The following is a 21,241-nucleotide window of genomic DNA, read 5'->3' as shown; positions in this document are numbered from 1 at the left end:
TGTGGTTCTATTTGGGACGATTTCTCCGGCGACAATGAAATACATAATATAATCCAGGCAAAACAAGTAACGTTAAAAACGTTGATGACATAATCCCGCCAATCACAACCGTTGCTAAGGGTCTTTGTACTTCAGAGCCTGTACCTGTTGCCAAAGCCATAGGCACAAAACCTAATGAGGCAACAAGAGCGGTCATTAATACGGGACGCAGACGCATAAGAGAACCTTGCAATACCGCATCTTTTAAATAAAATTTCTTTTGTTCACGCAACTTATTGATAAAGGTAATCATAACCAGGCCATTTAATACCGCCACGCCTGAAAGCGCAATAAACCCAACCCCCGCTGAAATCGATAAAGGAATACCACGTATCCATAAGGCAAATACACCACCTGTTAAAGCAAGAGGAATACCTGAAAACACTAATAATGCATTTTTTACACTGCCAAAACTCATAAACAACAATAGAAAAATTCCGATTAAAGTAATAGGAATGACTATTTGCAACCTTTGAGAAGCGGATTGCAATTGTTCAAACTGACCGCCCCAAGTAATCCAATAACCGCTGGGTATTTTAACATTTTGTTCCATGCGTTGTTTGGCATCACTCACAAATGAACTTAAATCGCGGCCGCGAACATTTGCACTCACCACAACACGTCGCTTGCCGATCTCACGGCTGATTTGATTAGGACTTTCACTACGCACCATTTTGGCTACTTCACTTACAGGAATATAATGACGCATGCCGTCTTTAGTAGGCGGTAATGGAATAAAAATCTGTCTCAATACATCAGGGCTTGAACGTAAGGACTCAGGCAAACGAACGATCAAATCAAATCGCTTATCTCCTTCAAAAAGTTCTCCACCTTTTTTTCCACCTGTGGCAATCACGATGGCATCTTGTACTGCGCCAATTTGTAAACCATACCGTGCTAAGGCGTCACGATTGATTTCTACAGTTAAAAGAGGTAATCCGCTTACCTGTTCTACTTTAACATCAGCAGCCCCAGGTACCTTTTTAAGTTGGGCACTGATATTTTCAGCAATTTCCAATAAAGTTTTCATGTCATCACCAAATATTTTAACCGCTACATCACTACGTACACCTGAGATCAGTTCATTAAAGCGCATTTGAATAGGCTGGGTAAATTCGTAATTATTACCTGGAATTTGCTTCACAGCGTCCTCAATTTCCTGTACCAGTTCTTGTTTGGTTTTCTTAGGATTAGGCCAGTCCTTTCGTGGTTTTAACATAATAAAAGTATCAGCAACATTCGGTGGCATGGGATCAGTAGCCACTTCAGCGGTTCCCAATTTGGCAAATACGGTTTTGACTTCAGGAAATTGTCGCACACGCTGTTCAACTAAATCTTGCATGACTATGGCTTGAGTCAGACTCGTTCCTGGAATACGCATGGCATGCATGGCAATATCGCCTTCATCTAAGCTCGGGATAAATTCTCCACCCATACGAAATGCAATTAAAAAACTAATAATCACTAAAGCTACTGCGGCACTTATAACCCATAATCGAGCATGAAAACAATACCGTAATACACGTGCATAACCTTGCGAAATATAATGCACTAACTTATTTTCCTTTTCTTGTACCGGCCCTCGTAAAAAAATAGCAATCGCAGCAGGAACAAAAGTTAACGCGAATAACATTGAAGCCATAAGCGCAATAATTACTGTTTCAGCCATAGGCAAGAACATTTTACCTTCCACTCCCGTTAGCGTAAGAATAGGAAGATAAACTACAGTAATAATAAAAACTCCAAAAATACTGGGTCGAATGACCTCTGTAGTGGCATGGGAGATCACCTTCAACCGTTCTTCAAGCATTAAAGGGCGCTGTATTTCATGCTGCTTTTCACCCAAATGTTTCATACAGTTTTCGACGATAATCACTGCCCCATCTACAATTAAACCAAAATCAAGAGCCCCTAAACTCATAAGGTTAGCGCTGATTTTATTGGTCACCATGCCTGTAATGGTAAGTAGCATAGATAGAGGGATAACCATGGCGGTAATGAGTGCTGCACGAATATTCCCTAAAAATAAAAAGAGAATAATACAAACAAGCAATGCGCCTTCTAATAAATTCTTCTTTACCGTATTAATGGTGGCATTCACCAACACGGTACGATTATAAACTGCCGTTGCCTCAACCCCATCAGGGAGCGATTTGTTGATTTTTTTCATTGTCGCAGCCACCCGTTCGGAAACAGTTCTGCTGTTTTCACCCATCAACATAGACACGGTACCTAATACAACTTCTTGGCTGTTTTCAGTAGCCGCTCCTGTGCGTAACTCGATACCCAACGCTACATCAGCTACATCGCGAATTCGTATTGGCGTTCCTTCAAAGCTAGCAATGACAATATTTTCAATATCAGGTATGTTTTGCACTTGTCCAGGAACTCGAATAAGGTTTTGCTCTCCATTACGTTCGATATATCCAGCACCAACATTTGCATTATTACGATGAAGAGCATCAACCACATCGCTTAAACTTAAATTATAACGAACTAATTTAGCGGGATCAGGGGTAACATGAAATTGCTTTTCATACCCACCAATGGTATTGATCTCGGCAACACCCTCGACATTGCGCAATTGAGGTTTAATAATCCAATCCTGAATTGTGCGCAACTCTGTTGGATTATAACGCCGACCCTTAGGGACATTAGATTTATTGGTGACTGTATACATAAAAATTTCACCAAGACCTGTAGAAATTGGTCCCAAGGTTGTTTCTGCCTCAGGCGGTAATTTGTCCTTAACTTCTTGCAACCGCTCATTAATCAATTGGCGAGCAAAATAAATATTAGTCCCATCTTTAAAAACAACAGTAACTTGTGATAATCCATAGCGTGATAAAGAACGAGTGTAATCAAGATTTGGTAATCCACTCAAGGCTAATTCAATGGGAAATGTGATTCGTTGCTCTATCTCAAAAGGAGAGTAACCAGATGCTTGGGTATTAATTTGTACCTGAACATTGGTAATATCTGGTACCGCGTCGATAGGAAGTCTTTGAAAATTATAGATACCAAGCAGCGCGATAATAAGCGTAAACAATAGAATAAACCAGCGATGTTTTAAAGAAAAGCGAATGATTTTTTCCAGCATCTTTGATCCTTAGTGCTCGTGGCTTGCGCCTTCTTTGCCGAGCTCAGCCTTAATATAAAAACTGTTTTTAGTTACATAACGCTGTCCTGCCTCAAGACCTGATACTATTTCAACCCATTGCTCATCTCTTTGCCCCAGTTCTACCGGCGTTGCTTCAAAATAATCTCCTTGTTGGACAAAAACTACATCTTGGTCATCCATGCGTTGAAGTGCGGAGAGAAGCACTGCTACCGGTACCGCTCTTTCTTTGATTATAATTTCACCATTTACATACATACCAGGCAGCCAAAGACGCTTTTCATTGGGTAAAATAGCCCGTGCCAGAGTCGTTTGTGTGTCTTCGATACCTAAAGGCGCTATATAAGAAATAGTACTAAGTGACTTGGGTGCTCCTTCATCGCCCATGACAATAATATCCATACCTTGTTTTACTAACGGTGCTTCTTTGCGATATAAAGTGAAATCAGCCCAAACATTATTTAAATTTGCAATTTCGTAAATGGGTTTGGTATTTTGCGCCAACTCCCCATTGGTTGTATATTTTTGCACGACCGTACCCGTAATAGGTGCTGTGATGTTGTAATTTTGTAAACTCTCATTGCTTTCAATAATTGCTAATAATTCTCCTTTAGTCACTTCATCCCCTAAATTTTTATTCATCGACTTAATAATTCCAGAATAACGAGCATAAATCGGAGCCATAGTGTCGCGATTGGGAGTAATTTTTCCCACTACCTTGAGTTGTGTTTTAATTAGTTGACTTTGCGCTTTTGCTGTTTGGATGTCTGCGGACTGAAGCACAGCAGGAACCAATTTCACGCGATTCTCATAAGTTGAATAATGCCAACTATAGGATTTTCCAGCATAATTTAATTGAAGCGACACATCAAATGAATGTGGCTCTTGGATCACTTGCTTACTTTGTAAAAAGCTCTCAACAGGAATAAAGGTAATTACTTCTTCTTTCTGATTAAAACGGGTTAATTGTACGGTCAGTTGTGATTGGTCAGGTGAAATTGCTTTTCCTTTTTGATAAAGATAAGCACGAAAATGAGGAGGCATTCCATGCTCCATGATGAGCAATTCAAGCGCCAAATCCCCTTCTTTAAAAAGTCGCCCCCCCTTAGGTCCTTTTTCTATTTCTTGGTGCTCGCTATCTTCTATTGCCTGGTTATCCTCACTAGCCCAAAGAGAAAAAGAACTTGCTCCAATTGAAAAAATAAATAGGAATAAAAAGGAAACGAATGTTTTTATAAATTTCATTTACTCTCCTTAGTAGGACGCAATCCTAAAAGTCCAGTGAGTTGAATTAATGCTTTATGGTAATCGGCATGAGCTTGTTGATAATGGCGCTCTTCTTCATATAACGTATTGAGCGAGATTGATAATTCAATATAGGTATAGCGACCCATTTGATAACCTTCTTGAGCTAATTTGATTGATTTACGTGCTAAAGGCAATAATGAGTGCGTGACTTGTGTTGCCTCATACTCACTTTGTTGCGCTTGTAAGAAAATGGTATAGGTGTTTTGTCGAACGTCCAGTTGTGATCCTTGGTATTCATGAGCTGTTTGCGTATATTGTGCTTCTGCAGTCAGAATTTTTCCTTGATTTCGATCAAACACCGGAACTTGCGCATATGCAGACATCACTGCCGCATTACTGCCATCATCGGAAAAGTGGCGCCCACCTAGCTGAATATTTAAATCAGGCCATACCGATTTTTTCACCGCTGTAATAGCTGCACGCTTAGCTTGCAGTTGTAATTGCATTTGTTGGAGCTGGGGGCTTTGTGGTAGTTTCTTCAACAGCACGTCCCATTTTAATTCAACAGCGGGAAATCCTTTATCAATCAACGATCGATCTATTCTTAGACCATCACCTAACAACCGAGATAATTTAGCTCTTTGCGCCAACTCATCGCGTACCGCCTTATTTTCTTGTATACGTGCCTCACCTAAACGTATTTGTGCTAATCGTAAATCTAATTCAGCTCCTGCACCTGCCTTAACTCGTCGCTCAATAGCAGCCACAATATCTTGATTAAGACGGACTAGTTTTTTAGTGACTTGATGCCATTGACCTGCATAAAATGCATCAACATAGGCAACTCCAACAGCTATATAGAGCGTAGCCTTTTGAACTTGAATTTGTGCTAATGACGCTAAATAATCGGCATAAGTTGCTTTTTTTAAATACGCTAAGCGATTTCCTAAAGGAATGGGCTGCGTTACCGAGGCCGTAGTTTCTGCTGCCTCATAACTTGAGTAAGAACCAGAACCTCCAAAATTTTCAGCAGTTAAGGTGAGTTGTGGATTAGGATAGAGGCCGCTTTGAATAAAATAACCGCGCATTGCGTGTGCTTTCTCTATTTCTGCTTGTAATTCAGGGTTATTACGATACGCAATCTCTAAAGCCTGTTTAAAGGTAAAAGGAGCAGCAAATGCTTCATTCATTAAAATGTTAACTGCTATAGAAACAACCAGATACAATAAATTTCGCATGTCACAATCATCAAATAATCCATAAAAGCATGGATCCCTAGTGTACCTTGATTTTACATGTTGATATAGCCTTATCAAAAAATAAGGGATTGCTCAAGATATGCCACAGTTTATATGGAGAAGAATCAAAGTTAGTTAACTTTAGGCAGAATTATTTGAAAAATCAGTCGATTTAGAATTAGAGCATCTTCCGCATTATTAATGACACAAAGAAGCTCTAAAAGTGGATAAAATGAATAGCTACTTAAACGTTCGTTTAGCGACATAAAAGGCATAGAAATGCCTTTTATGTCGAACTCACGTTACTTAACCAATTTTCTAACTTTTTGGATAGCACGGATTTGCGCAACAGCACGCGCTAATTCCGCAGCAGCAACGGAATAATCCATCTCACCGCCTTTACCAGTCATCGCTGCTTCAGCTTGAGCTTTCGCAGCAAGAGCAGCTGCTTCATCAATATGCTCGGCACGCTCAACTTCATCAGCAAGAACAGTGACACAATTAGGTTGCACTTCTAACATTCCGCCTTGTACATAATATATTTCTTGAGTACCACCAGGTAAGGTGAGCCTCACTTCACCCGGTTTCAGAACAGTAAGTAAGGGAGCATGACCAGCGGTAATACCTATCTCACCTAATTCTCCGGTTGCAACAACCATTTCTACTAAACCAGAGAATATTTCATGTTCAGCACTAACTATATCTAAGTGCGTTGTTCTAGTCATATCTGCCTGCCTCATAGGGTTTTAGCTTTAGCAACCGCTTCCTCAATGTTACCGACCATATAGAATGCCTGCTCTGGCAAATCATCATATTCACCTGCGAGAATACCTTGGAACCCTTTAATGGTATCTTTTAAAGATACATATTTTCCTGGAGAGCCAGTAAAGACTTCAGCAACGAAGAATGGTTGTGATAAGAATCTTTGAATTTTACGTGCACGAGTTACAACACGTTTATCTTCTTCAGACAGTTCATCCATACCAAGAATTGCAATAATATCTTTTAATTCTTTATATCGTTGTAATGTTTGTTGTACACGACGGGCTGTATCATAATGCTCTTGCCCTACAATCAGTGGATCTAGTTGACGTGAGGTTGAATCTAACGGATCAACCGCAGGATAAATACCCAACTCTGCAATTTGACGTGACAATACAACTGTAGCATCTAAGTGGGCAAAAGTCGTTGCTGGCGATGGATCAGTTAAGTCGTCCGCAGGTACATATACGGCTTGGATTGAAGTAATAGATCCTGTTTTAGTCGAAGTAATACGCTCTTGCAGCATCCCCATTTCTTCAGCCAATGTCGGCTGGTAACCTACAGCAGAAGGCATACGACCGAGCAGTGCAGATACCTCAACCCCTGCTAGCGTATAACGATAAATATTGTCAACAAAGAGCAATACATCGCGACCTTCATCACGGAATTTTTCTGCCATAGTAAGACCTGTTAAAGCAACACGTAAACGGTTACCTGGTGGCTCATTCATCTGACCATAAACTAATGATACTTTGTCCAATACGTTAGATTCTTTCATTTCATGATAGAAGTCATTTCCTTCACGAGTACGCTCACCAACACCAGCGAATACGGAATAACCACTGTGCTCAATAGCAATGTTTCTAATTAACTCCATCATGTTAACGGTTTTACCTACTCCGGCACCACCGAATAAACCTACTTTACCTCCTTTAGCAAAAGGACAAAGCAAGTCAATAACCTTGATACCTGTTTCAAGCAATTCTTGGCTACCTGCTTGATCTTCGTAAGTTGGAGGTTTACGGTGAATAGACCAGTGTTCTTCAGCACCAATTGGTCCTGCATCATCAACAGGACGACCTAGAACATCCATAATTCGTCCCAAAGTTTTCTTACCTACTGGTACTTGAATCGGATCACCTGTATTTTCTGCCTTTAGGCCACGCTTAAGTCCTTCGGTTGTTCCCATTGCAATAGTACGAACAACACCATCACCTAACTGTTGTTGTACTTCAAAAACCAAGTCACCATCAACAAGTTTCAATGCATCATTAATTTTAGGGACATTATCACGGGGGAATTCAACATCCACTACCGCGCCAATAATTTCTACTACAGTTCCTAAGCTCATTTTATACCCTCTTATAAAGCGGCTGCGCCACCGACAATTTCTGCCAACTCTTGTGTAATAGCAGCTTGTCGAGCTTTGTTATAAGCCAATTGAAATTCTTTAATCAAATCACCAGCATTTTCGGTTGCATTTTTCATTGCAATCATCTTAGCCGCTTGTTCACAAGCAATATTTTCAACTACAGCTTGATAGATTTGTAATTCGATATAACGTTCTAAAAGATTATCCAGTAATTCCTTAGCATCAGGCTCATAAATATAATCCCAATGATGCCCCATCGTCTTGCTGTCTTCTTCTGATTTTGGCAATGGTAATAATTGTTTCACGACAGGTTTTTGTGTCATCGTGTTCACAAATTCATTGTATACGATATGCAATGCATCAATAGTGCCATTGTTAAACGCATCAAGCATAACTTTTACAATACCTATAAGGTCATTAATACTCGGTGTATCCCCTAAATGATCTTTTGAGCCAAGAACATTGCTCCCAACACGCTTGAAAAATGCCTGGCCTTTACGACCAATAACAGCAAGATCAACTTCTTTTCCTTGCTCTTTCCAACTACGGATTGTTTTAACTGTTTCGCGGAGTAAATTAACATTTAAACCACCACACAAACCTCGATCTGTAGTCACAACAATAAGACCTACACGATTAACCTCACGATGACTCATAAACGGATGTCTGTATTCAGAGTGCGCGCGAGCAATGTGTTTTACCACCGCGTAGATCTTATTAGCATAAGGTTTAGATGCGCGCATTCTCTCTTGAGTTTTGCGCATTTTACTTGCTGCTACCATTTCCATCGCACGAGTAATCTTTCGAGTTTTATTAATACTCGAAATTTTCGAACGGATTTCTTTTGCTCCAGCCATATCTCATTTCGCCTTAAAATTGACTTACCAACTTGCTGTACGCTTAAAGTCTTCTACAGCATTCTTCAATTTCATTTCAATGTCATTATCGTAAGCACCGGCTTCATTGATCAGCTGCAATAAGTCAGGATGTGACGTACGCATATAGTCATGCAATGAGGCTTCAAATGCTGCAATTTCATTCACAGGTACATCATCCAAATAACCTTTTTCTACGACGAATAATGCGGTCCCCATTTCTGCAACGGATAATGGCGAGTATTGCTTTTGTTTCATAAGTTCGGTAATTCGTTGTCCGCGCTCTAATTGCTTTCGCGTTGCATCATCAAGATCAGAAGCAAATTGAGAGAATGCTTCTAATTCACGAAATTGAGCAAGCGCTAAACGAGTACCGCCACCTAGTTTTTTCATGATCTTCGTTTGTGCAGCACCACCTACCCGTGATACAGAAAGACCTGAGTTGATCGCAGGTCTAACACCTGAGTTGAATAAATCCACGTCAAGGAAAATCTGACCATCGGTAATAGAAATAACGTTTGTTGGTACGAATGCAGATACGTCACCTGCTTGAGTTTCAATAATTGGCAATGCGGTTAATGAACCTGTTTTTCCTTTAACTTCGCCATTAGTTAATTTTTCCACTTCATCAGCATTAATTCGTGCTGCTCTTTCTAATAAACGTGAGTGTAAATAGAAAATATCGCCTGGATATGCTTCACGACCTGGTGGTCTTCGCAACAGTAATGATATTTGTCGGTAAGCCCACGCTTGTTTGGTTAAGTCATCATATACAATTAAAGCATCTTCACCATGTTCCATGAAATACTCACCCATGGTACAACCCGCATAAGGCGCAATAAATTGCAATGCAGCTGAATCAGAAGCTCCAGCGACGACGACAATGGTGTGCTCTAAAGCATCATGTTCTTCAAGTTTACGTACAATTGCAGCAACAGAAGAAGCTTTTTGCCCAACTGCCACATAAATGCACTTAACGCCTGTGCCTTTCTGATTGATGATCGCATCAATTGCTATCGCTGTTTTTCCAGTTTGACGGTCACCAATAATTAATTCACGTTGACCACGCCCAACTGGAATCATTGCATCAATTGCTTTTAATCCCGTTTGTACGGGTTGATCTACTGATTTACGTGCAATAACACCAGGAGCCACTTTTTCGATTGGCGACATACCGGATGCTTCAATTGGACCTTTGCCATCAATTGGGTTTCCTAATGCATCAACGACACGACCTAGAAGACCTTTTCCAACCGGCACTTCAAGAATACGACCAGTGCATTTACCTTTTTGTCCCTCAGCTAAAGAAGAATATTCACCTAGAACAACCGCTCCTACTGAGTCTCTTTCAAGGTTAAGAGCCAGACCATAAGTGCCACCTGGGAATTCTATCATTTCCCCAGCCATTACATCTTCAAGGCCATGCAAACTTACAACACCGTCTTTCAAACTAACAATAGTACCTTCGTTACGAGCCTCGGATACTACACTAAAGTGTTCTATTTTCTTTCTGATTAATTCGCTGATTTCAGAAGGATTTAACGCTACTTGATCTGACATGGAAACTATCCTCTAAATTAAGCGGCTAAGTCGGTGCTAAGCTTATTAAGCTTGCCTCGAACTGAACCATCTATAACTAAATCGCCCGCTCGAATTATTGCTCCACCAAGCAAGGAAGGATCAATACTGATTTTTAACGAGACCTTACGCTTTAAGCGTTGACTCAATGATTCTATTAAGCGTTGTTGTTGTGCACTTGATAACTCAGAATAACTGCATACATTCACATCTAGAGTTTTTTCTTGCTCTGCGCGATGTACTTCATAAAGTGCATAAATCTCTGGTAATAACATTAATCGCTTATTTGTAGCTAATAAGGCGATAATGTTATTTATTGGCTTGTCTTCATTTGACTTTATACCAACTGCTGTTTGCAACAATTCGATATGCTGTACAACAGTTGTTGCTGGATTAGTTACAAACTTCTCCGCTTCTGGAGTCAACACAGCTAGAACAAGATTTCTCAAATGTGCTGACCACTCAGCTAATTTATTTTCCCCTAAAGCATATTCGAAAATCGCCTTAGCATAGGGTCTGGCTATGGTGGTGCTATCAGACATTTCAAATCTCTTCTATCAAGTTATCTAACAATGCGGTATTTGCTTTAGCATCTATTTCACGCATCAAAATTTTCTCAGCACCTGTTATTGCTAAGCTTGCTACTTGCTTGCGGAGCTCGTCTTTTGCATGATTTATCTGTTGCATCAATTGTTCTTGTGCCAGCTTCATTTGTACTTGAGCTTCATGCTTCGCTGCTTCCTTTGCTTCTTCAATGATTTGAGCTGCGCGTTTGTTTGCTTTTTCAATGATGTCAGTCGATTGAACTTTCGCTTGCTTTAATTCATCTTTAACGCGATGTTGTGCTAGCTCAAGCTCTTTTCGACCACGCTCTGCAGATGCTAAACCATCAGCAATTTTGTCTTGCCTTTCTTCCATCGCTTTTGCCAATGGAGGCCAGACTAATTTCATGGTAAACAAAACAAAAGCTGCAAATACCAGCATTTGTATTATTAGTGTTACGTTAATTTCCACCGTTTATCTCCTGTAACAATTAGGGCGCCTTGCGCCCTGAACTATGTGTTATCAAGAACCTATACCGCTAAGGAAAGGATTTGCGAAAGTAAAGAACAAAGCAATACCTACTCCAATCATAGTTACGGCATCTAATAAACCAGCAACAATGAACATCTTAACTTGTAACATTGGAACCATTTCAGGTTGACGAGCTGAGCCTTCAAGGAATTTGCCACCAAGCAAACCAAATCCTATCGCTGTACCCAACGCACCCAAACCAATTAACAAGGCAACCGCAATGACGGTCATACTTTGAATTTGTGCTATTAAACTAGCGGCTTGCATATTTATCCCCTTTACAATGGATGAAAATTAAAATCGGTTAGTGATCTTCATGCGCTAAACTAAGGTAAACAATAGTTAGTACCATGAAAATAAATGCTTGCAATGTGATCACCAGAATATGGAATATTGACCAAGCCAATGCCAAAATAAATTGAGCTGAGCCTAAAGTCGCAGTACTCAATGGTGATGATGTTGCAGCATTTAAGGTTAACAGAGCAATTAATATGAAAATTAATTCGCCTGCATATAAGTTTCCAAATAACCGGAGTGCTAATGAAATGGGTTTGGCAATGAGACCTACCAGTTCAAGTAACAGGTTAAAAGGTATGAATCCAGGATGATTAAAAGGTTGTAATGTGAGTTCTTTTATAAACTTTTTAGGACCTTTTATTTTAATGCTGTAAAAAATAATGAGCATAAATACGGTAATTGATAGCGCAAAAGTCAAATTTAAGTCAGTTGTAGGTACTACTTTAAGGTAATGAATACCTCCAGCCTGAGCAAGATCGGGTAAGACATCTACTGGCAGGATATCCATGAAATTCATTAGAAAGACCCATAAAAAGATGGTTAATGCTAAAGGGCCTATTAAATTGCTTTTCCCGTGAAAGCAATCTTTTACTTGGTTATCCGCAAAATGCAGCATGATTTCCGCAAAATTCTGCAATTTACCAGGAACACCTGTTGTAACCTTACGTGCACCAAAGTACATTAAAGCACAAACTATAATTCCTAATGTAATAGAAAAAAATAGAGTATCCAGGTGTAAAGTCCAGAAGCCACCTGAACCAAATGTCATATCACTAACATTGTAATTCAGATAGGTTAGATGATGCTTAATATAGTTTGTGCTAGATACCATTTCAGTCACTTTCAGGCCTATTCTGTTTATTAATAAGAATCAACGGGGCAAACCAATGCGTCATGAGTATCATGATGTATGATCCAAAAAACGCAAGCGGTGTTATTTTAAAGAAAAGAAACACCGCAGTGAATAGGAATATGGATATAATTATCTTTAGCGCTTCGCCTTTATAGAAACTATTCACAATTTGCCGGGCTGAGCGTGCACCTTGATACTTAAATAGTTTGCTTGCGAAATATGCATTGGGAATAATACAAACCATGCCACCAAGCAATGCCGAAATTGCTGCGTTAACGCCATATGCTAACGCACAAAAAGCTGCAAGGACCAATGTAGCGCTTATTTGTACAAGCCAAAGCCGAACAATGCCACGCTTACTTAGTTGTTTGTTCACATATTCACCTAAGTTTCACCGCGCGAATTATAATGCAACCCGGATGAATAATCAACGCCCTATTTTATTTGCGAATTATCCTAGAAAAAGTAATTCGGTTCATAACGAGCGCGTTAAAAGGGTTGAAGATGCTGGATTTTTTTGAATTTTTTGTTCTCAAAAATCCAACAGATCAGTCTAACTGGCTCGTATAATAGGTTTCAACTGCTTTTTCTAGATTATTACCAATGCCCAATGTTTGGTGCAGATGCCCATGGCTCTTGGACAGGAAGAGCTTCTCCTTTTTGAAGTAATTCTATAGAAATATTATCTGGAGAGCGAATAAATGCCATATAACCATCACGTGGAGGTCTATTGATGATAACACCTAGTTTTTTTAATCGTTGGCAAGTTTCATAAATATTATCAACACGATAAGCTAAATGACCAAAATTGCGATCTTCATGATACATTTCCTGATCCCAGTTATAAGTGAGCTCTAACATGGGAGCGTTAGACTGCTTTGCCTGCTCCAAATCATTAGGTGCTGCGAGAAAGATGAGTGTGAATCGACCTTGTTCATGCTCTGTACGTTTTACTTCGATAAGACCTAATTTGTTGCAATAGAAATCAAGCGATTGTTCTAAGTTTGACACTCTAACCATGGTATGCAAGTAATTCATTTGTTTTTTCCCTAAAACGATGATAATTCGATCACCGCTGGAGCAGTGATCGACTTTGAGTCAAGACACTAACAAATGATCCTTTAATTGTAAACCAGAAAGTCCTCATTTGAATTTACCGTCTATACTTAAAGTGTGGAGCTTATTATCACCATTCAGGTAATAAGTAGTGTTTATTAACCTCGAAAAAGGAAAAAACATGCCTGATAAGATCCAACATACAGCAGCTAATCTGCAACAAAAAATGCATACTCGTTATGGCGATGGCTTACACCATAAACATAACAAAAATCATCTCGAATACCGACAACACTGTAGAACCCACCCTTGTAATCCAAACAGTAAATTTGATGAGCTAGAAAGTATCAATGGCTCTACGGGATTGTTGCGTGAATTTAATTTGAAAAAAATGCGTAAACGACCTGATAGAGGACAGTTTCATTAACGATATACCCTAAAAAAGCAATTGAGGTTTATTCTATAACTCAATTGTTTTTTAGGATTCTCAAACAAGTTGATTTTTTTGATAAGTAAAATATTGAAGCAATTTCACGACTCGAACAACATCTGCTGTTGTTCTCGAAATATTAATTACTTTTACAGCTTGATCCCCATGCACATCTCCCATTAAATAAACAACTCTATCAGAAGTAACCACTTTAAATGCATTGGGATCGATAGATCCATCAGCAAAAATTTGACTTCTAATTTTGGTAGTTATCCAACTATCTTCCATCGAGTTAGATAATAAAGAGTTTACACCTACATAGTTGAACAAACGTCTATAACCTTTTACTGCAGCCAATCGTCGACGTAGTTCTTTTTTCATTTCAGGAGTAGGTACATGACCTACCAATAAAATATCTCCTTTGAAAACAGCTATATCGATAACACATTGATTATTTTTAAATAAATTATCAGCCATTATTGCGTTATTTACCTTTAAAAATAAACTGTAATCATCGAGTTTTTTATAAACATCATGCCGATCGTAAACCAAGGTTGCGCCTGTCCATAAACCGCTAATGCAGCCTGAGAGCAATAAGAGAATCCCCACTATAAATAAAATCAAACGTCCTTGTTTTAACATATTAACTAGTGTATGTATTGAAACGTTTTAACAACTTTACGTACACCATTAACTCGACGTGCTGCATCAACTGCAAGAGCTGCTTGCTCATTATGAACAATACCCATCAGATAAACGACTCCATTTTCGGTTACAATACGTATTGATCCTGACTCAAGACCTTTTTTAGTTAACATTCTGCTACGCACTTGACTGGTAATCCAACTATCTTTAGAGCGCTCTGTAAGCGGAATAGGATTGCTTACCGAGATTTCGTTATAAACTCGATAAACTCCTGGAGTTCCCCGGGCAATTTTTTCAGCTAAACTACGCAAAGAAGGCGTTGGAGTTTCTCCTACAAGTAATACCACGCGATTAAAGCTCGTTACGACAATATGCGAATCACTAAATTGACGATTTGTCACTATGGCTTTATGAATGAGATGAAATAAACGTGCATCCGCTTCCATCGTGACTACACCACGCCGGTCATACACCATACCAGCAACCGCCCCTGCACCTGTAACCACAGCAGCAACACACCCTGTTAATAAAGACGCTATTAAAAGAAAAAAGATTGATTTTAACTTTAAACGCATTTTTTTACCCCAAAAGTTGGCCAAATAACGATTGGTCAATTAAATCACAAAAGCAATGTAAGATGAACAAATGCATTTCCCTAATTCGAGCAGAATTATCGGAGGCGACACGTAACTCAATATCCTCAGGTCCTAAATGATTAGCAAGAACCCCTCCATCACGACCGCTTAAAGCAATCGCATCCATGCCTCGTTCATTTGCTGCATGGAGTGCATGTAACATGCTATCCGAGTTCCCTGAGGTAGTTAATAAAAGCAATACGTCGTTTTCTTGGCCTAAAGCCTGTATTTGCCGGGCAAAAAACTGACTGTAATGGTTGTCATTGGCTGAAGAACTTAAAGTGGTTGCATCCGTACTTAAATTAATTACCGGAAGTGATGGTCTTTCTACTTCAAAATGATTAAGCATGGCACTTGCAAAATGCATGCAATTAGCGCTTGAACCACCATTACCACAAAGTAATATCTTTCCATCAGTCAGCAAACAATTTACTAAACGTTGTCCTGCTCTGGCAATTGAATCGGATAAAGCATCGGCAAGAGCAATTTTGGTTTCAATATTTACACCAAATAAATGCCTCACTCGTTCTTCCATTTGTACCATAATATTAAACCTCTATCTCAGTAAACTAATGTTAAATCAATAATCTGTCCCAAAAGCATCTTTTATCCAGCTGATGGATGCTGATTTTCCATCAATACTGACAACATCAAAACGAAGAGCAAATTGATTGTACTTTTGATGTTCAAGCAGAAAACAACCAGCGGTTTTTAGTATTTTTTGCCTTTTCGTATAAGTAACACTTGAAATACCCCCACCAAACTGATTTGAAGCTCGTGAACGAACTTCTATAAAAACCAGATAATTACTGTCGTTCATAATTAAATCAATTTCGCCAAAACGACAATGATAATTTTTCATTACCAGTTTAAGGCGTTGTTTTGTTAAGTAAGCCAAAGCTTTTTCTTCAGCCACACGCCCTTTCTCTTGAGTCATCAATTACACTGTCTCACCTAAAGAACGTACAAGACCATTTCTAAATTGTCCCCATTCTAATACACGTGCTACTTGTTGTGATGGCTTGAGGTATAAAATACCTTCTCCAATGCGTGCTTCATCTGCTGGAAATAGCATCAGCTGATTGAGTTGCGTTGCCAAAGTGTAACTATCTACTCCCAAAGCATACAATCGATTATAGCTATTAAATTGTTCTGGCCAATTTCGTGTACCCGCTTGATGTGCAAACACCCAAGGAATATCACAAAAAATGACTCCATCAAGATCTTTATCCTTCAATGGATTGGCACTACCTCCATAAACACTCGCGGTAGCATAGACGGGGACATCTCCAGCATAATAATAATGCAACAAAGGCATAATTTGTCGTGCTTTGGATGGATAGGCCAATAAAAAAATCATATCGAAATCCTGTCTTCGACTAGTCATCGGCTGAATTTTTTGACCTAACAATTCTTTTATTTTGCTTTCGCGTTTTTGGCTATTGCTGATTTGTAAAAAATCTTTCATTTTCTTATTTAAATCATCATTAGTACCATATAAAAACGTATCAACAACATGTCCTCCATCTTTTTGCCATTGTTGATTAAATGATTTCCTGATCTCAGTACCCCAAGCATTTTCAGGCGCAATAATTAAGGCGCGACTGTATCCTTTATTTTTTGCTTTTATTGCTACTTGAACTGCTTCATTGACTGGTGAGAGGCCAAATGAATAAGAGTTTTCTTGAATAGGAGTATCCGAATCATTCAGTAGCAAAGTAGGAACAGGATGGGATAATGCTGCAACTGCAGCTGCTTGTGATTTTGTTAAAGGACCTACAATGTAATCTGCACCATCTTCTATTGCTTTTTGGTACAATACCGTCGCATCACCGTTATTAGTATCGTACGTTTTTATATTCATTGTAGTGTCCTGTTGATTGGTTTTATATGCAGCCATAAATCCATCACGTACAGCAGTTCCTGGTCCTTGTAATGCACCACTTAGAGGTAACAAAAGAGCTACTTGTTTGGGTTGGTCATGTATTTTGTTGGCAATCGAATCCAACGGATCAGGTAGAATATGATTTGCGGGGTGATTACTGAACTGAGATTGCCATTGATCTAAAGATGCGAGTAACGACTTTGAATGATCACGATATTTGTGTGACACCAAAGCTAACTGAATCCATCCTTGTAACACAGATTGTTCGGGCAACTCCGCAGCTAAAGCAGTTAACTCAGGCTGAGGGATTCGCATAAGCATCAACCAAAGCGCACGACGGTTATTGGTTTGGCTTTCATCATCCGTGATTAAAGATTCAAGTTTTATGCGTTCTTTTACTGATTCTAAAGATCTACCCGTTGCACCATAAGCTTTTGCTAGAAACTCATGATATTGGATCTGTTGATAAAGAGATAACTTGTCTTGCTCGGTAATTTTAGCTAATTTACTTAACGCTGTTTGTGGCTGTTCACGAATCAAATCTATTTGTGCTAATAAAAGATTTTTTTCATCCTCAAGTACCGGTGTTAAATCAGAAGTCTGTGTTAAAATAGCAGAACCTTGCCGCCACTTGCCTTCTGAAATCAAATGGCCTGCAGCTTTAAGTAGCGATTGTTGCTTTTCAACCCCCTCTTGAGTTTTGGCTTGAGCAAGGTAACTTGAAGTAGATTTGGAATATGGGCTTACTAATTTTTTCTTTTCTACTTTGGGTGCAGGCACTGATATAGGTGGTGTCATTTCAGGAGGAGTAACTGCTGTAGTGCACTGACAAAGGAAGGACGTTGATATCAGTAAAAAAAATGCCCGCATTTTTATTGATTTTATTAACATGTTTAATGACATTGAGTAAGCAATAACGCAAGAGGATAAACCATGACTAACTCACTAGCAACAGGCATAGGAACTCTCTATATTGTTGCAACTCCAATAGGAAACCGTGAGGATATTACGCTTAGAGCATTAGAAATACTGAAGTCCGTTGATTTTATTTTAGCTGAAGATACACGTCATTCAGCACAATTATTAAACTCATTAGGAATAAAAAATCATCTTGAATCTTTGCATGCACATAACGAAAACAATAAAAGTATGGATTTAATTGAACAAATTTTAGGAGGAAAATCCGTAGCCTTAATCAGTGATGCAGGTACCCCATTAATTAGTGATCCTGGCTTTTTATTAGTAAAACTAGCACACCAAAATTGTATTCCTGTTACTCCTATTCCTGGTGCTTGTGCTTTAATTACAGCACTTTGTGCCGCTGGAGTTCCTTGCGATTCATTTCTCTTTTTAGGTTTTCTACCTGCAAAACAACAAGCAAGAAAAGTAAAACTTGAGTCTTTGCGTACTGAACCTCATACGTTAATCTTTTACGAATCAACGCATCGCATTGTTGATTGTCTCAATGATATAGCTGAAATTTACGGTGAAGAATGCGACATTGTGTTAGCAAAGGAGTTGACCAAAACATTCGAGCGTTTTCTTATTGGCACTTTAATTAAAGTAAAAAGCTGGCTATTAGCTGAACCTGCTCATACAAAAGGGGAATTTGTTTTGATTATTCCGCCCCGTCCCGCGCTTCCAGAACATAATGCTCATGAGAAATTACTCAAGGTCTTATTAGATGAACTCCCATTAAAACAAGCCGTTGCTATTGCATGTAAGCTTAGTAATGCCAGTAAAAATGAATTATATGAAAAAGCATTAATATTAAAAAACAAATAATTATCTTATACATCCCAAAAGGATGCATAAGATAATTTATAGTGTTCTGTTCTTACTCAAAGATGTTGGGTAAATTGTCCTAAGAATAGCAATAACTGACATCAGATTCTTTATCTTCAGAAAGAGTAGTTAAAGGGATCTGCGATGTTTTCTTTTCAAAAGGAGCAGCCAAAGCCAACTGCGCAGCTTCCTTTTTACTCTTATGTTGATCATAAGCATGATAAATTTCATAGCCTACATACATCGCTGTTAATACTATTGCAGCAGGCCAACAGATAGCAAAAGTAGTGATCAAAAGAGCAGGCATCACTGTGTTTTTCACCATGGTAAAGATAAAATCATTACGTGCCGCTTGGTACTCTTTAAGAGCCATATCAAGATCGTTCCCTGAAAGCTGTGCTTGCTCTAAACGCAAGCTTTTTTCTTGAAATGTTGAATAGGCGCCTGCTGAAAGATACATTGCTGTAGCAAGCGTACACACAAAAAAGCTCGCAACAATGATACCAGGAGGAGTAAATAACAACGCAGCGGTAAATCCAAGCATCAATAAAGCTGCTGCTGAAGCAACAAAATAAAAAGTTCCTTGTTTGGTTCGCCAACCAATTTCCAACTCTTTAAGCTGAGCCTGTAGCATAGCTATATGTGCTGCTGCATTTTTTACTTCATTGATATCGGTTAATTTCTTTAATTGCTTACTGTACTTTTCGATTTCTTGCTCGTATTGCGCTTTCTTAATTAGGTATTCTTGTTTTGCTAATTGACATTTATACAAAGTCATACACACATCAAATCCTAAAAAGACAGCAGTAATTGCTCCTGCAATAGGACCTGGAATGTGAGTAATATGATTAAAATTAGTTAAGAAATTAACAGTTGCCCATACTAAGTCATTTGCAAAATTGCAATGCCGTTTATAGAGCTCATATTTAAAACGCTCGAGAGCGGTCGTTTTATCTTTTTTTTCTTGTTCGGTAGGAAAAAAAGTATGTCTTATCAATAGGCCAGCGTCAATCATAAAACGCATGAGGAAAAAGCCTACACTAAAGTAATTAAGTATGCCATTTGGTGCTTGAATAACTGAAATTATTTTATCGACATCTGTATGCGTTCCCAAAATTGCATCCAATTTGTCAATAATTTGCAGATCCTTTGCCAACGCAAGACCTGTTGTCATGGTCAACCTGCAAAAAACCCAGTACACACGACATAAATTAGAATAAGCCACATAATCACGAATTCGCGATATATGAAAAGGTGAAGACATTAAATTACGAAAACCACTGATATAACTGTTTTTGAGTGATTCGATAAAAACTTCTTCTGCTACCGCATCCTCTTTAACTTTTAATAAACGATTCTTAATTTTTTGCCTTAAATTTTTGTATTCTTCCTCTTTACTTTGTTGTGAATAGGCTTTATAAAAATTTTCCAATAAGGTGGCGCAATAATAACAGTACAACCAAAAAGCTTCATTATTGTTATCTTTTTGTTTTTGCAATACGGCAAAAGTATGTACAAATTCATCTTCAAGCGCCTTTTGGTTTTGTAACAGAAATGTATAACCAATATGGTTCGCTCGGGTTTCTACCTTCTCAATAGCACTACTTATAACCATATCTTTTTTAGGAAGTTGTAGAAAAAACTGGTTTTTGTCACTTTTAAATGCGCTATTTTGCTTTGAATAAACCATCCTAAACCTCACAAAAAATATACAGTAAGTATCGTACGTTACCATTTGATTTTGCTTTTGACAAGATGTTTATGTATTCTTTTATTACACAATGTTTTCAAAAAAGATATCTATTTTGATCGGATGTTTTTACAAAAGAGAAAAAGCGAAAGGCATACCCTATTTTCTAGAAATTAGGGGGCTTAGGGCACGGACCGTAACATCAGACCTACAGCCGCGCCTAAACCCCCACCTACTATTTAGTTCCATAATAATTTCCTTTTACTTCCTTGAGCGAGATTATTATGCAATAAGTCGTTGAATTTCGTGAGAAATATGAGAAAAAGAATTAAAAAAACCCTTTTCTATATACTCAGAAACATCCTTTCGTTCAGATATATTTTTAACCAAATTTTCAGCATTTGTAAAAATATCCATTAAAGTAGCCACTTCCAACTCTCTATTAGATGAGTCTTTGGTTTCTTTCCTTAGTTTTTTATACTTATTAATTTTCACTAAAATGCGTTCCACATCCGAATTTTCATTTTTCGTTAAAAAGTAAGGTGTTTCTTTTTTGTTACTAGGAACAGGTTTTGTTGAAACAAGCACCTGTTTCATCTCATCGAGTATTGAATCTAAATTTTTCAATAGCATCTGAAGCTCTTGTTTATGTGTGTTCATA

At 38.5% G+C, this 21,241-nt stretch carries 22 protein-coding genes; 2 read left to right on the top strand and 20 right to left on the bottom strand.

Annotated features, from left to right (window positions below; all coding sequences use genetic code 11):
- Positions 1 to 7 precede the first annotated feature (7 nt).
- The 13 genes from Lgra_RS06595 to Lgra_RS06535 all read right to left on the bottom strand — a co-directional run bounded on the left by Lgra_RS06595 (position 8) and on the right by Lgra_RS06535 (position 13,492).
- The gene (locus Lgra_RS06595; protein WP_058498462.1) at positions 8 to 3,139 is read right to left on the bottom strand and encodes a CusA/CzcA family heavy metal efflux RND transporter; all 3,132 of its coding nucleotides are present in this window, start codon (positions 3,137 to 3,139) and stop codon (positions 8 to 10) included.
- A 9-nt stretch (positions 3,140 to 3,148) separates the two neighbouring features.
- Complete coding sequence (locus Lgra_RS06590; protein ID WP_058498461.1) at positions 3,149 to 4,402, bottom strand: efflux RND transporter periplasmic adaptor subunit; 1,254 nt, start codon at positions 4,400 to 4,402, stop codon at positions 3,149 to 3,151.
- The gene (locus tag Lgra_RS06585) at positions 4,399 to 5,643 is read right to left on the bottom strand and encodes a TolC family protein (RefSeq protein WP_058498460.1); all 1,245 of its coding nucleotides are present in this window, start codon (positions 5,641 to 5,643) and stop codon (positions 4,399 to 4,401) included. The genes Lgra_RS06590 and Lgra_RS06585 overlap by 4 nt, the downstream gene beginning before the upstream one ends.
- A gap of 302 nt (positions 5,644 to 5,945) precedes the next feature.
- Positions 5,946 to 6,368: a F0F1 ATP synthase subunit epsilon gene (locus Lgra_RS06580; RefSeq protein WP_058498715.1), complete on the bottom strand. Its 423-nt coding sequence runs from the start codon at positions 6,366 to 6,368 to the stop codon at positions 5,946 to 5,948.
- An 11-nt stretch (positions 6,369 to 6,379) separates the two neighbouring features.
- The gene (atpD, locus tag Lgra_RS06575) at positions 6,380 to 7,756 is read right to left on the bottom strand and encodes a F0F1 ATP synthase subunit beta (protein ID WP_058498459.1); all 1,377 of its coding nucleotides are present in this window, start codon (positions 7,754 to 7,756) and stop codon (positions 6,380 to 6,382) included.
- A gap of 11 nt (positions 7,757 to 7,767) precedes the next feature.
- Positions 7,768 to 8,634, bottom strand: coding sequence for a F0F1 ATP synthase subunit gamma (gene atpG / locus Lgra_RS06570; protein WP_058498458.1), 867 nt, complete (start codon positions 8,632 to 8,634; stop codon positions 7,768 to 7,770).
- Between the two features lie 24 nt (positions 8,635 to 8,658).
- The gene (gene atpA, locus Lgra_RS06565; RefSeq protein ID WP_058498457.1) at positions 8,659 to 10,212 is read right to left on the bottom strand and encodes a F0F1 ATP synthase subunit alpha; all 1,554 of its coding nucleotides are present in this window, start codon (positions 10,210 to 10,212) and stop codon (positions 8,659 to 8,661) included.
- 17 nt (positions 10,213 to 10,229) lie between these two features.
- Complete coding sequence (locus Lgra_RS06560; RefSeq protein WP_058498456.1) at positions 10,230 to 10,772, bottom strand: F0F1 ATP synthase subunit delta; 543 nt, start codon at positions 10,770 to 10,772, stop codon at positions 10,230 to 10,232.
- 1 nt (position 10,773) lies between these two features.
- Positions 10,774 to 11,244: a F0F1 ATP synthase subunit B gene (locus Lgra_RS06555; protein WP_058498455.1), complete on the bottom strand. Its 471-nt coding sequence runs from the start codon at positions 11,242 to 11,244 to the stop codon at positions 10,774 to 10,776.
- 51 nt (positions 11,245 to 11,295) lie between these two features.
- Positions 11,296 to 11,571, bottom strand: coding sequence for a F0F1 ATP synthase subunit C (gene atpE / locus Lgra_RS06550; RefSeq protein WP_058498454.1), 276 nt, complete (start codon positions 11,569 to 11,571; stop codon positions 11,296 to 11,298).
- Between the two features lie 37 nt (positions 11,572 to 11,608).
- Complete coding sequence (gene atpB / locus Lgra_RS06545; protein WP_058498453.1) at positions 11,609 to 12,433, bottom strand: F0F1 ATP synthase subunit A; 825 nt, start codon at positions 12,431 to 12,433, stop codon at positions 11,609 to 11,611.
- 1 nt (position 12,434) lies between these two features.
- A complete protein-coding gene (locus Lgra_RS06540; RefSeq protein WP_058498452.1) occupies positions 12,435 to 12,830 on the bottom strand; it encodes a F0F1 ATP synthase subunit I in 396 nt (131 codons plus the stop codon).
- A 221-nt stretch (positions 12,831 to 13,051) separates the two neighbouring features.
- Positions 13,052 to 13,492, bottom strand: coding sequence for a VOC family protein (locus Lgra_RS06535; RefSeq protein WP_058498451.1), 441 nt, complete (start codon positions 13,490 to 13,492; stop codon positions 13,052 to 13,054).
- 199 nt (positions 13,493 to 13,691) lie between these two features.
- On the opposite strand from Lgra_RS06535, the gene Lgra_RS06530 reads away from it, so the two are divergent.
- Complete coding sequence (locus Lgra_RS06530; protein WP_058498450.1) at positions 13,692 to 13,937, top strand: hypothetical protein; 246 nt, start codon at positions 13,692 to 13,694, stop codon at positions 13,935 to 13,937.
- A gap of 60 nt (positions 13,938 to 13,997) precedes the next feature.
- On the opposite strand, the gene Lgra_RS06525 is transcribed toward Lgra_RS06530, so the two are convergent.
- The 5 genes from Lgra_RS06525 to Lgra_RS06505 are packed head-to-tail and all read right to left on the bottom strand — an operon-like array spanning position 13,998 to position 17,996.
- Complete coding sequence (locus Lgra_RS06525; RefSeq protein ID WP_058498449.1) at positions 13,998 to 14,582, bottom strand: BON domain-containing protein; 585 nt, start codon at positions 14,580 to 14,582, stop codon at positions 13,998 to 14,000.
- Positions 14,583 to 14,587: 5 nt separating this feature from the next.
- Positions 14,588 to 15,160 carry a BON domain-containing protein gene (locus Lgra_RS06520; RefSeq protein ID WP_058498448.1) on the bottom strand — a complete coding sequence of 191 codons (573 nt, stop codon included), beginning with the start codon at positions 15,158 to 15,160 and terminating at the stop codon, positions 14,588 to 14,590.
- 4 nt (positions 15,161 to 15,164) lie between these two features.
- Positions 15,165 to 15,764, bottom strand: a complete 600-nt coding sequence (locus tag Lgra_RS06515; RefSeq protein ID WP_058498447.1) for a D-sedoheptulose-7-phosphate isomerase — start codon at positions 15,762 to 15,764, stop codon at positions 15,165 to 15,167.
- A gap of 36 nt (positions 15,765 to 15,800) precedes the next feature.
- On the bottom strand, positions 15,801 to 16,157 hold the full coding sequence (locus tag Lgra_RS06510; RefSeq protein WP_058498446.1) for a YraN family protein: 357 nt from the start codon (positions 16,155 to 16,157) through the stop codon (positions 15,801 to 15,803).
- Between the two features lie 3 nt (positions 16,158 to 16,160).
- On the bottom strand, positions 16,161 to 17,996 hold the full coding sequence (locus Lgra_RS06505; RefSeq protein WP_058498445.1) for a penicillin-binding protein activator: 1,836 nt from the start codon (positions 17,994 to 17,996) through the stop codon (positions 16,161 to 16,163).
- A 42-nt stretch (positions 17,997 to 18,038) separates the two neighbouring features.
- On the opposite strand from Lgra_RS06505, the gene rsmI reads away from it, so the two are divergent.
- Positions 18,039 to 18,890, top strand: coding sequence for a 16S rRNA (cytidine(1402)-2'-O)-methyltransferase (gene rsmI / locus Lgra_RS06500; protein ID WP_058498444.1), 852 nt, complete (start codon positions 18,039 to 18,041; stop codon positions 18,888 to 18,890).
- A 79-nt stretch (positions 18,891 to 18,969) separates the two neighbouring features.
- Here rsmI and Lgra_RS06495 read toward each other — a convergent pair whose 3' ends face one another.
- Together Lgra_RS06495 and Lgra_RS06490 are read right to left on the bottom strand one after the other, a co-directional pair.
- Entirely contained in the window at positions 18,970 to 20,580 is a 1,611-nt protein-coding gene (locus Lgra_RS06495) for a hypothetical protein (RefSeq protein ID WP_058498443.1), read from the bottom strand.
- A gap of 282 nt (positions 20,581 to 20,862) precedes the next feature.
- Entirely contained in the window at positions 20,863 to 21,240 is a 378-nt protein-coding gene (locus tag Lgra_RS06490; protein ID WP_058498442.1) for a hypothetical protein, read from the bottom strand.
- Position 21,241: the final 1 nt, after the last annotated feature.

The sequence above is a fragment of the Legionella gratiana genome, from assembly GCF_001467695.1.
GTDB classification, from domain to species: domain Bacteria; phylum Pseudomonadota; class Gammaproteobacteria; order Legionellales; family Legionellaceae; genus Legionella; species Legionella gratiana.
The sequence above is the reverse complement of the archived record's forward strand: the minus strand, read 5'-3'. Positions and strand labels throughout refer to the sequence as shown.

Coding starts and splice junctions, on each gene's coding strand:
- Lgra_RS06505 (WP_058498445.1), bottom strand. CDS start 17,996: ATGTTAATAAAATCAATAAAAATGCGGGCATTTTTTTTACTGATATCA.
- atpG (WP_058498458.1), bottom strand. CDS start 8,634: ATGGCTGGAGCAAAAGAAATCCGTTCGAAAATTTCGAGTATTAATAAA.
- rsmI (WP_058498444.1), top strand. CDS start 18,039: ATGACTAACTCACTAGCAACAGGCATAGGAACTCTCTATATTGTTGCA.
- Lgra_RS06585 (WP_058498460.1), bottom strand. CDS start 5,643: ATGCGAAATTTATTGTATCTGGTTGTTTCTATAGCAGTTAACATTTTA.
- Lgra_RS06515 (WP_058498447.1), bottom strand. CDS start 15,764: ATGGTACAAATGGAAGAACGAGTGAGGCATTTATTTGGTGTAAATATT.
- atpA (WP_058498457.1), bottom strand. CDS start 10,212: ATGTCAGATCAAGTAGCGTTAAATCCTTCTGAAATCAGCGAATTAATC.
- atpE (WP_058498454.1), bottom strand. CDS start 11,571: ATGCAAGCCGCTAGTTTAATAGCACAAATTCAAAGTATGACCGTCATT.
- atpD (WP_058498459.1), bottom strand. CDS start 7,756: ATGAGCTTAGGAACTGTAGTAGAAATTATTGGCGCGGTAGTGGATGTT.
- Lgra_RS06495 (WP_058498443.1), bottom strand. CDS start 20,580: ATGGTTTATTCAAAGCAAAATAGCGCATTTAAAAGTGACAAAAACCAG.
- Lgra_RS06490 (WP_058498442.1), bottom strand. CDS start 21,240: ATGAACACACATAAACAAGAGCTTCAGATGCTATTGAAAAATTTAGAT.
- Lgra_RS06590 (WP_058498461.1), bottom strand. CDS start 4,402: ATGAAATTTATAAAAACATTCGTTTCCTTTTTATTCCTATTTATTTTT.
- Lgra_RS06520 (WP_058498448.1), bottom strand. CDS start 15,160: ATGCGTTTAAAGTTAAAATCAATCTTTTTTCTTTTAATAGCGTCTTTA.
- Lgra_RS06525 (WP_058498449.1), bottom strand. CDS start 14,582: ATGTTAAAACAAGGACGTTTGATTTTATTTATAGTGGGGATTCTCTTA.
- atpB (WP_058498453.1), bottom strand. CDS start 12,433: ATGGTATCTAGCACAAACTATATTAAGCATCATCTAACCTATCTGAAT.
- Lgra_RS06535 (WP_058498451.1), bottom strand. CDS start 13,492: ATGAATTACTTGCATACCATGGTTAGAGTGTCAAACTTAGAACAATCG.
- Lgra_RS06595 (WP_058498462.1), bottom strand. CDS start 3,139: ATGCTGGAAAAAATCATTCGCTTTTCTTTAAAACATCGCTGGTTTATT.
- Lgra_RS06580 (WP_058498715.1), bottom strand. CDS start 6,368: ATGACTAGAACAACGCACTTAGATATAGTTAGTGCTGAACATGAAATA.
- Lgra_RS06530 (WP_058498450.1), top strand. CDS start 13,692: ATGCCTGATAAGATCCAACATACAGCAGCTAATCTGCAACAAAAAATG.
- Lgra_RS06510 (WP_058498446.1), bottom strand. CDS start 16,157: ATGACTCAAGAGAAAGGGCGTGTGGCTGAAGAAAAAGCTTTGGCTTAC.
- Lgra_RS06560 (WP_058498456.1), bottom strand. CDS start 10,772: ATGTCTGATAGCACCACCATAGCCAGACCCTATGCTAAGGCGATTTTC.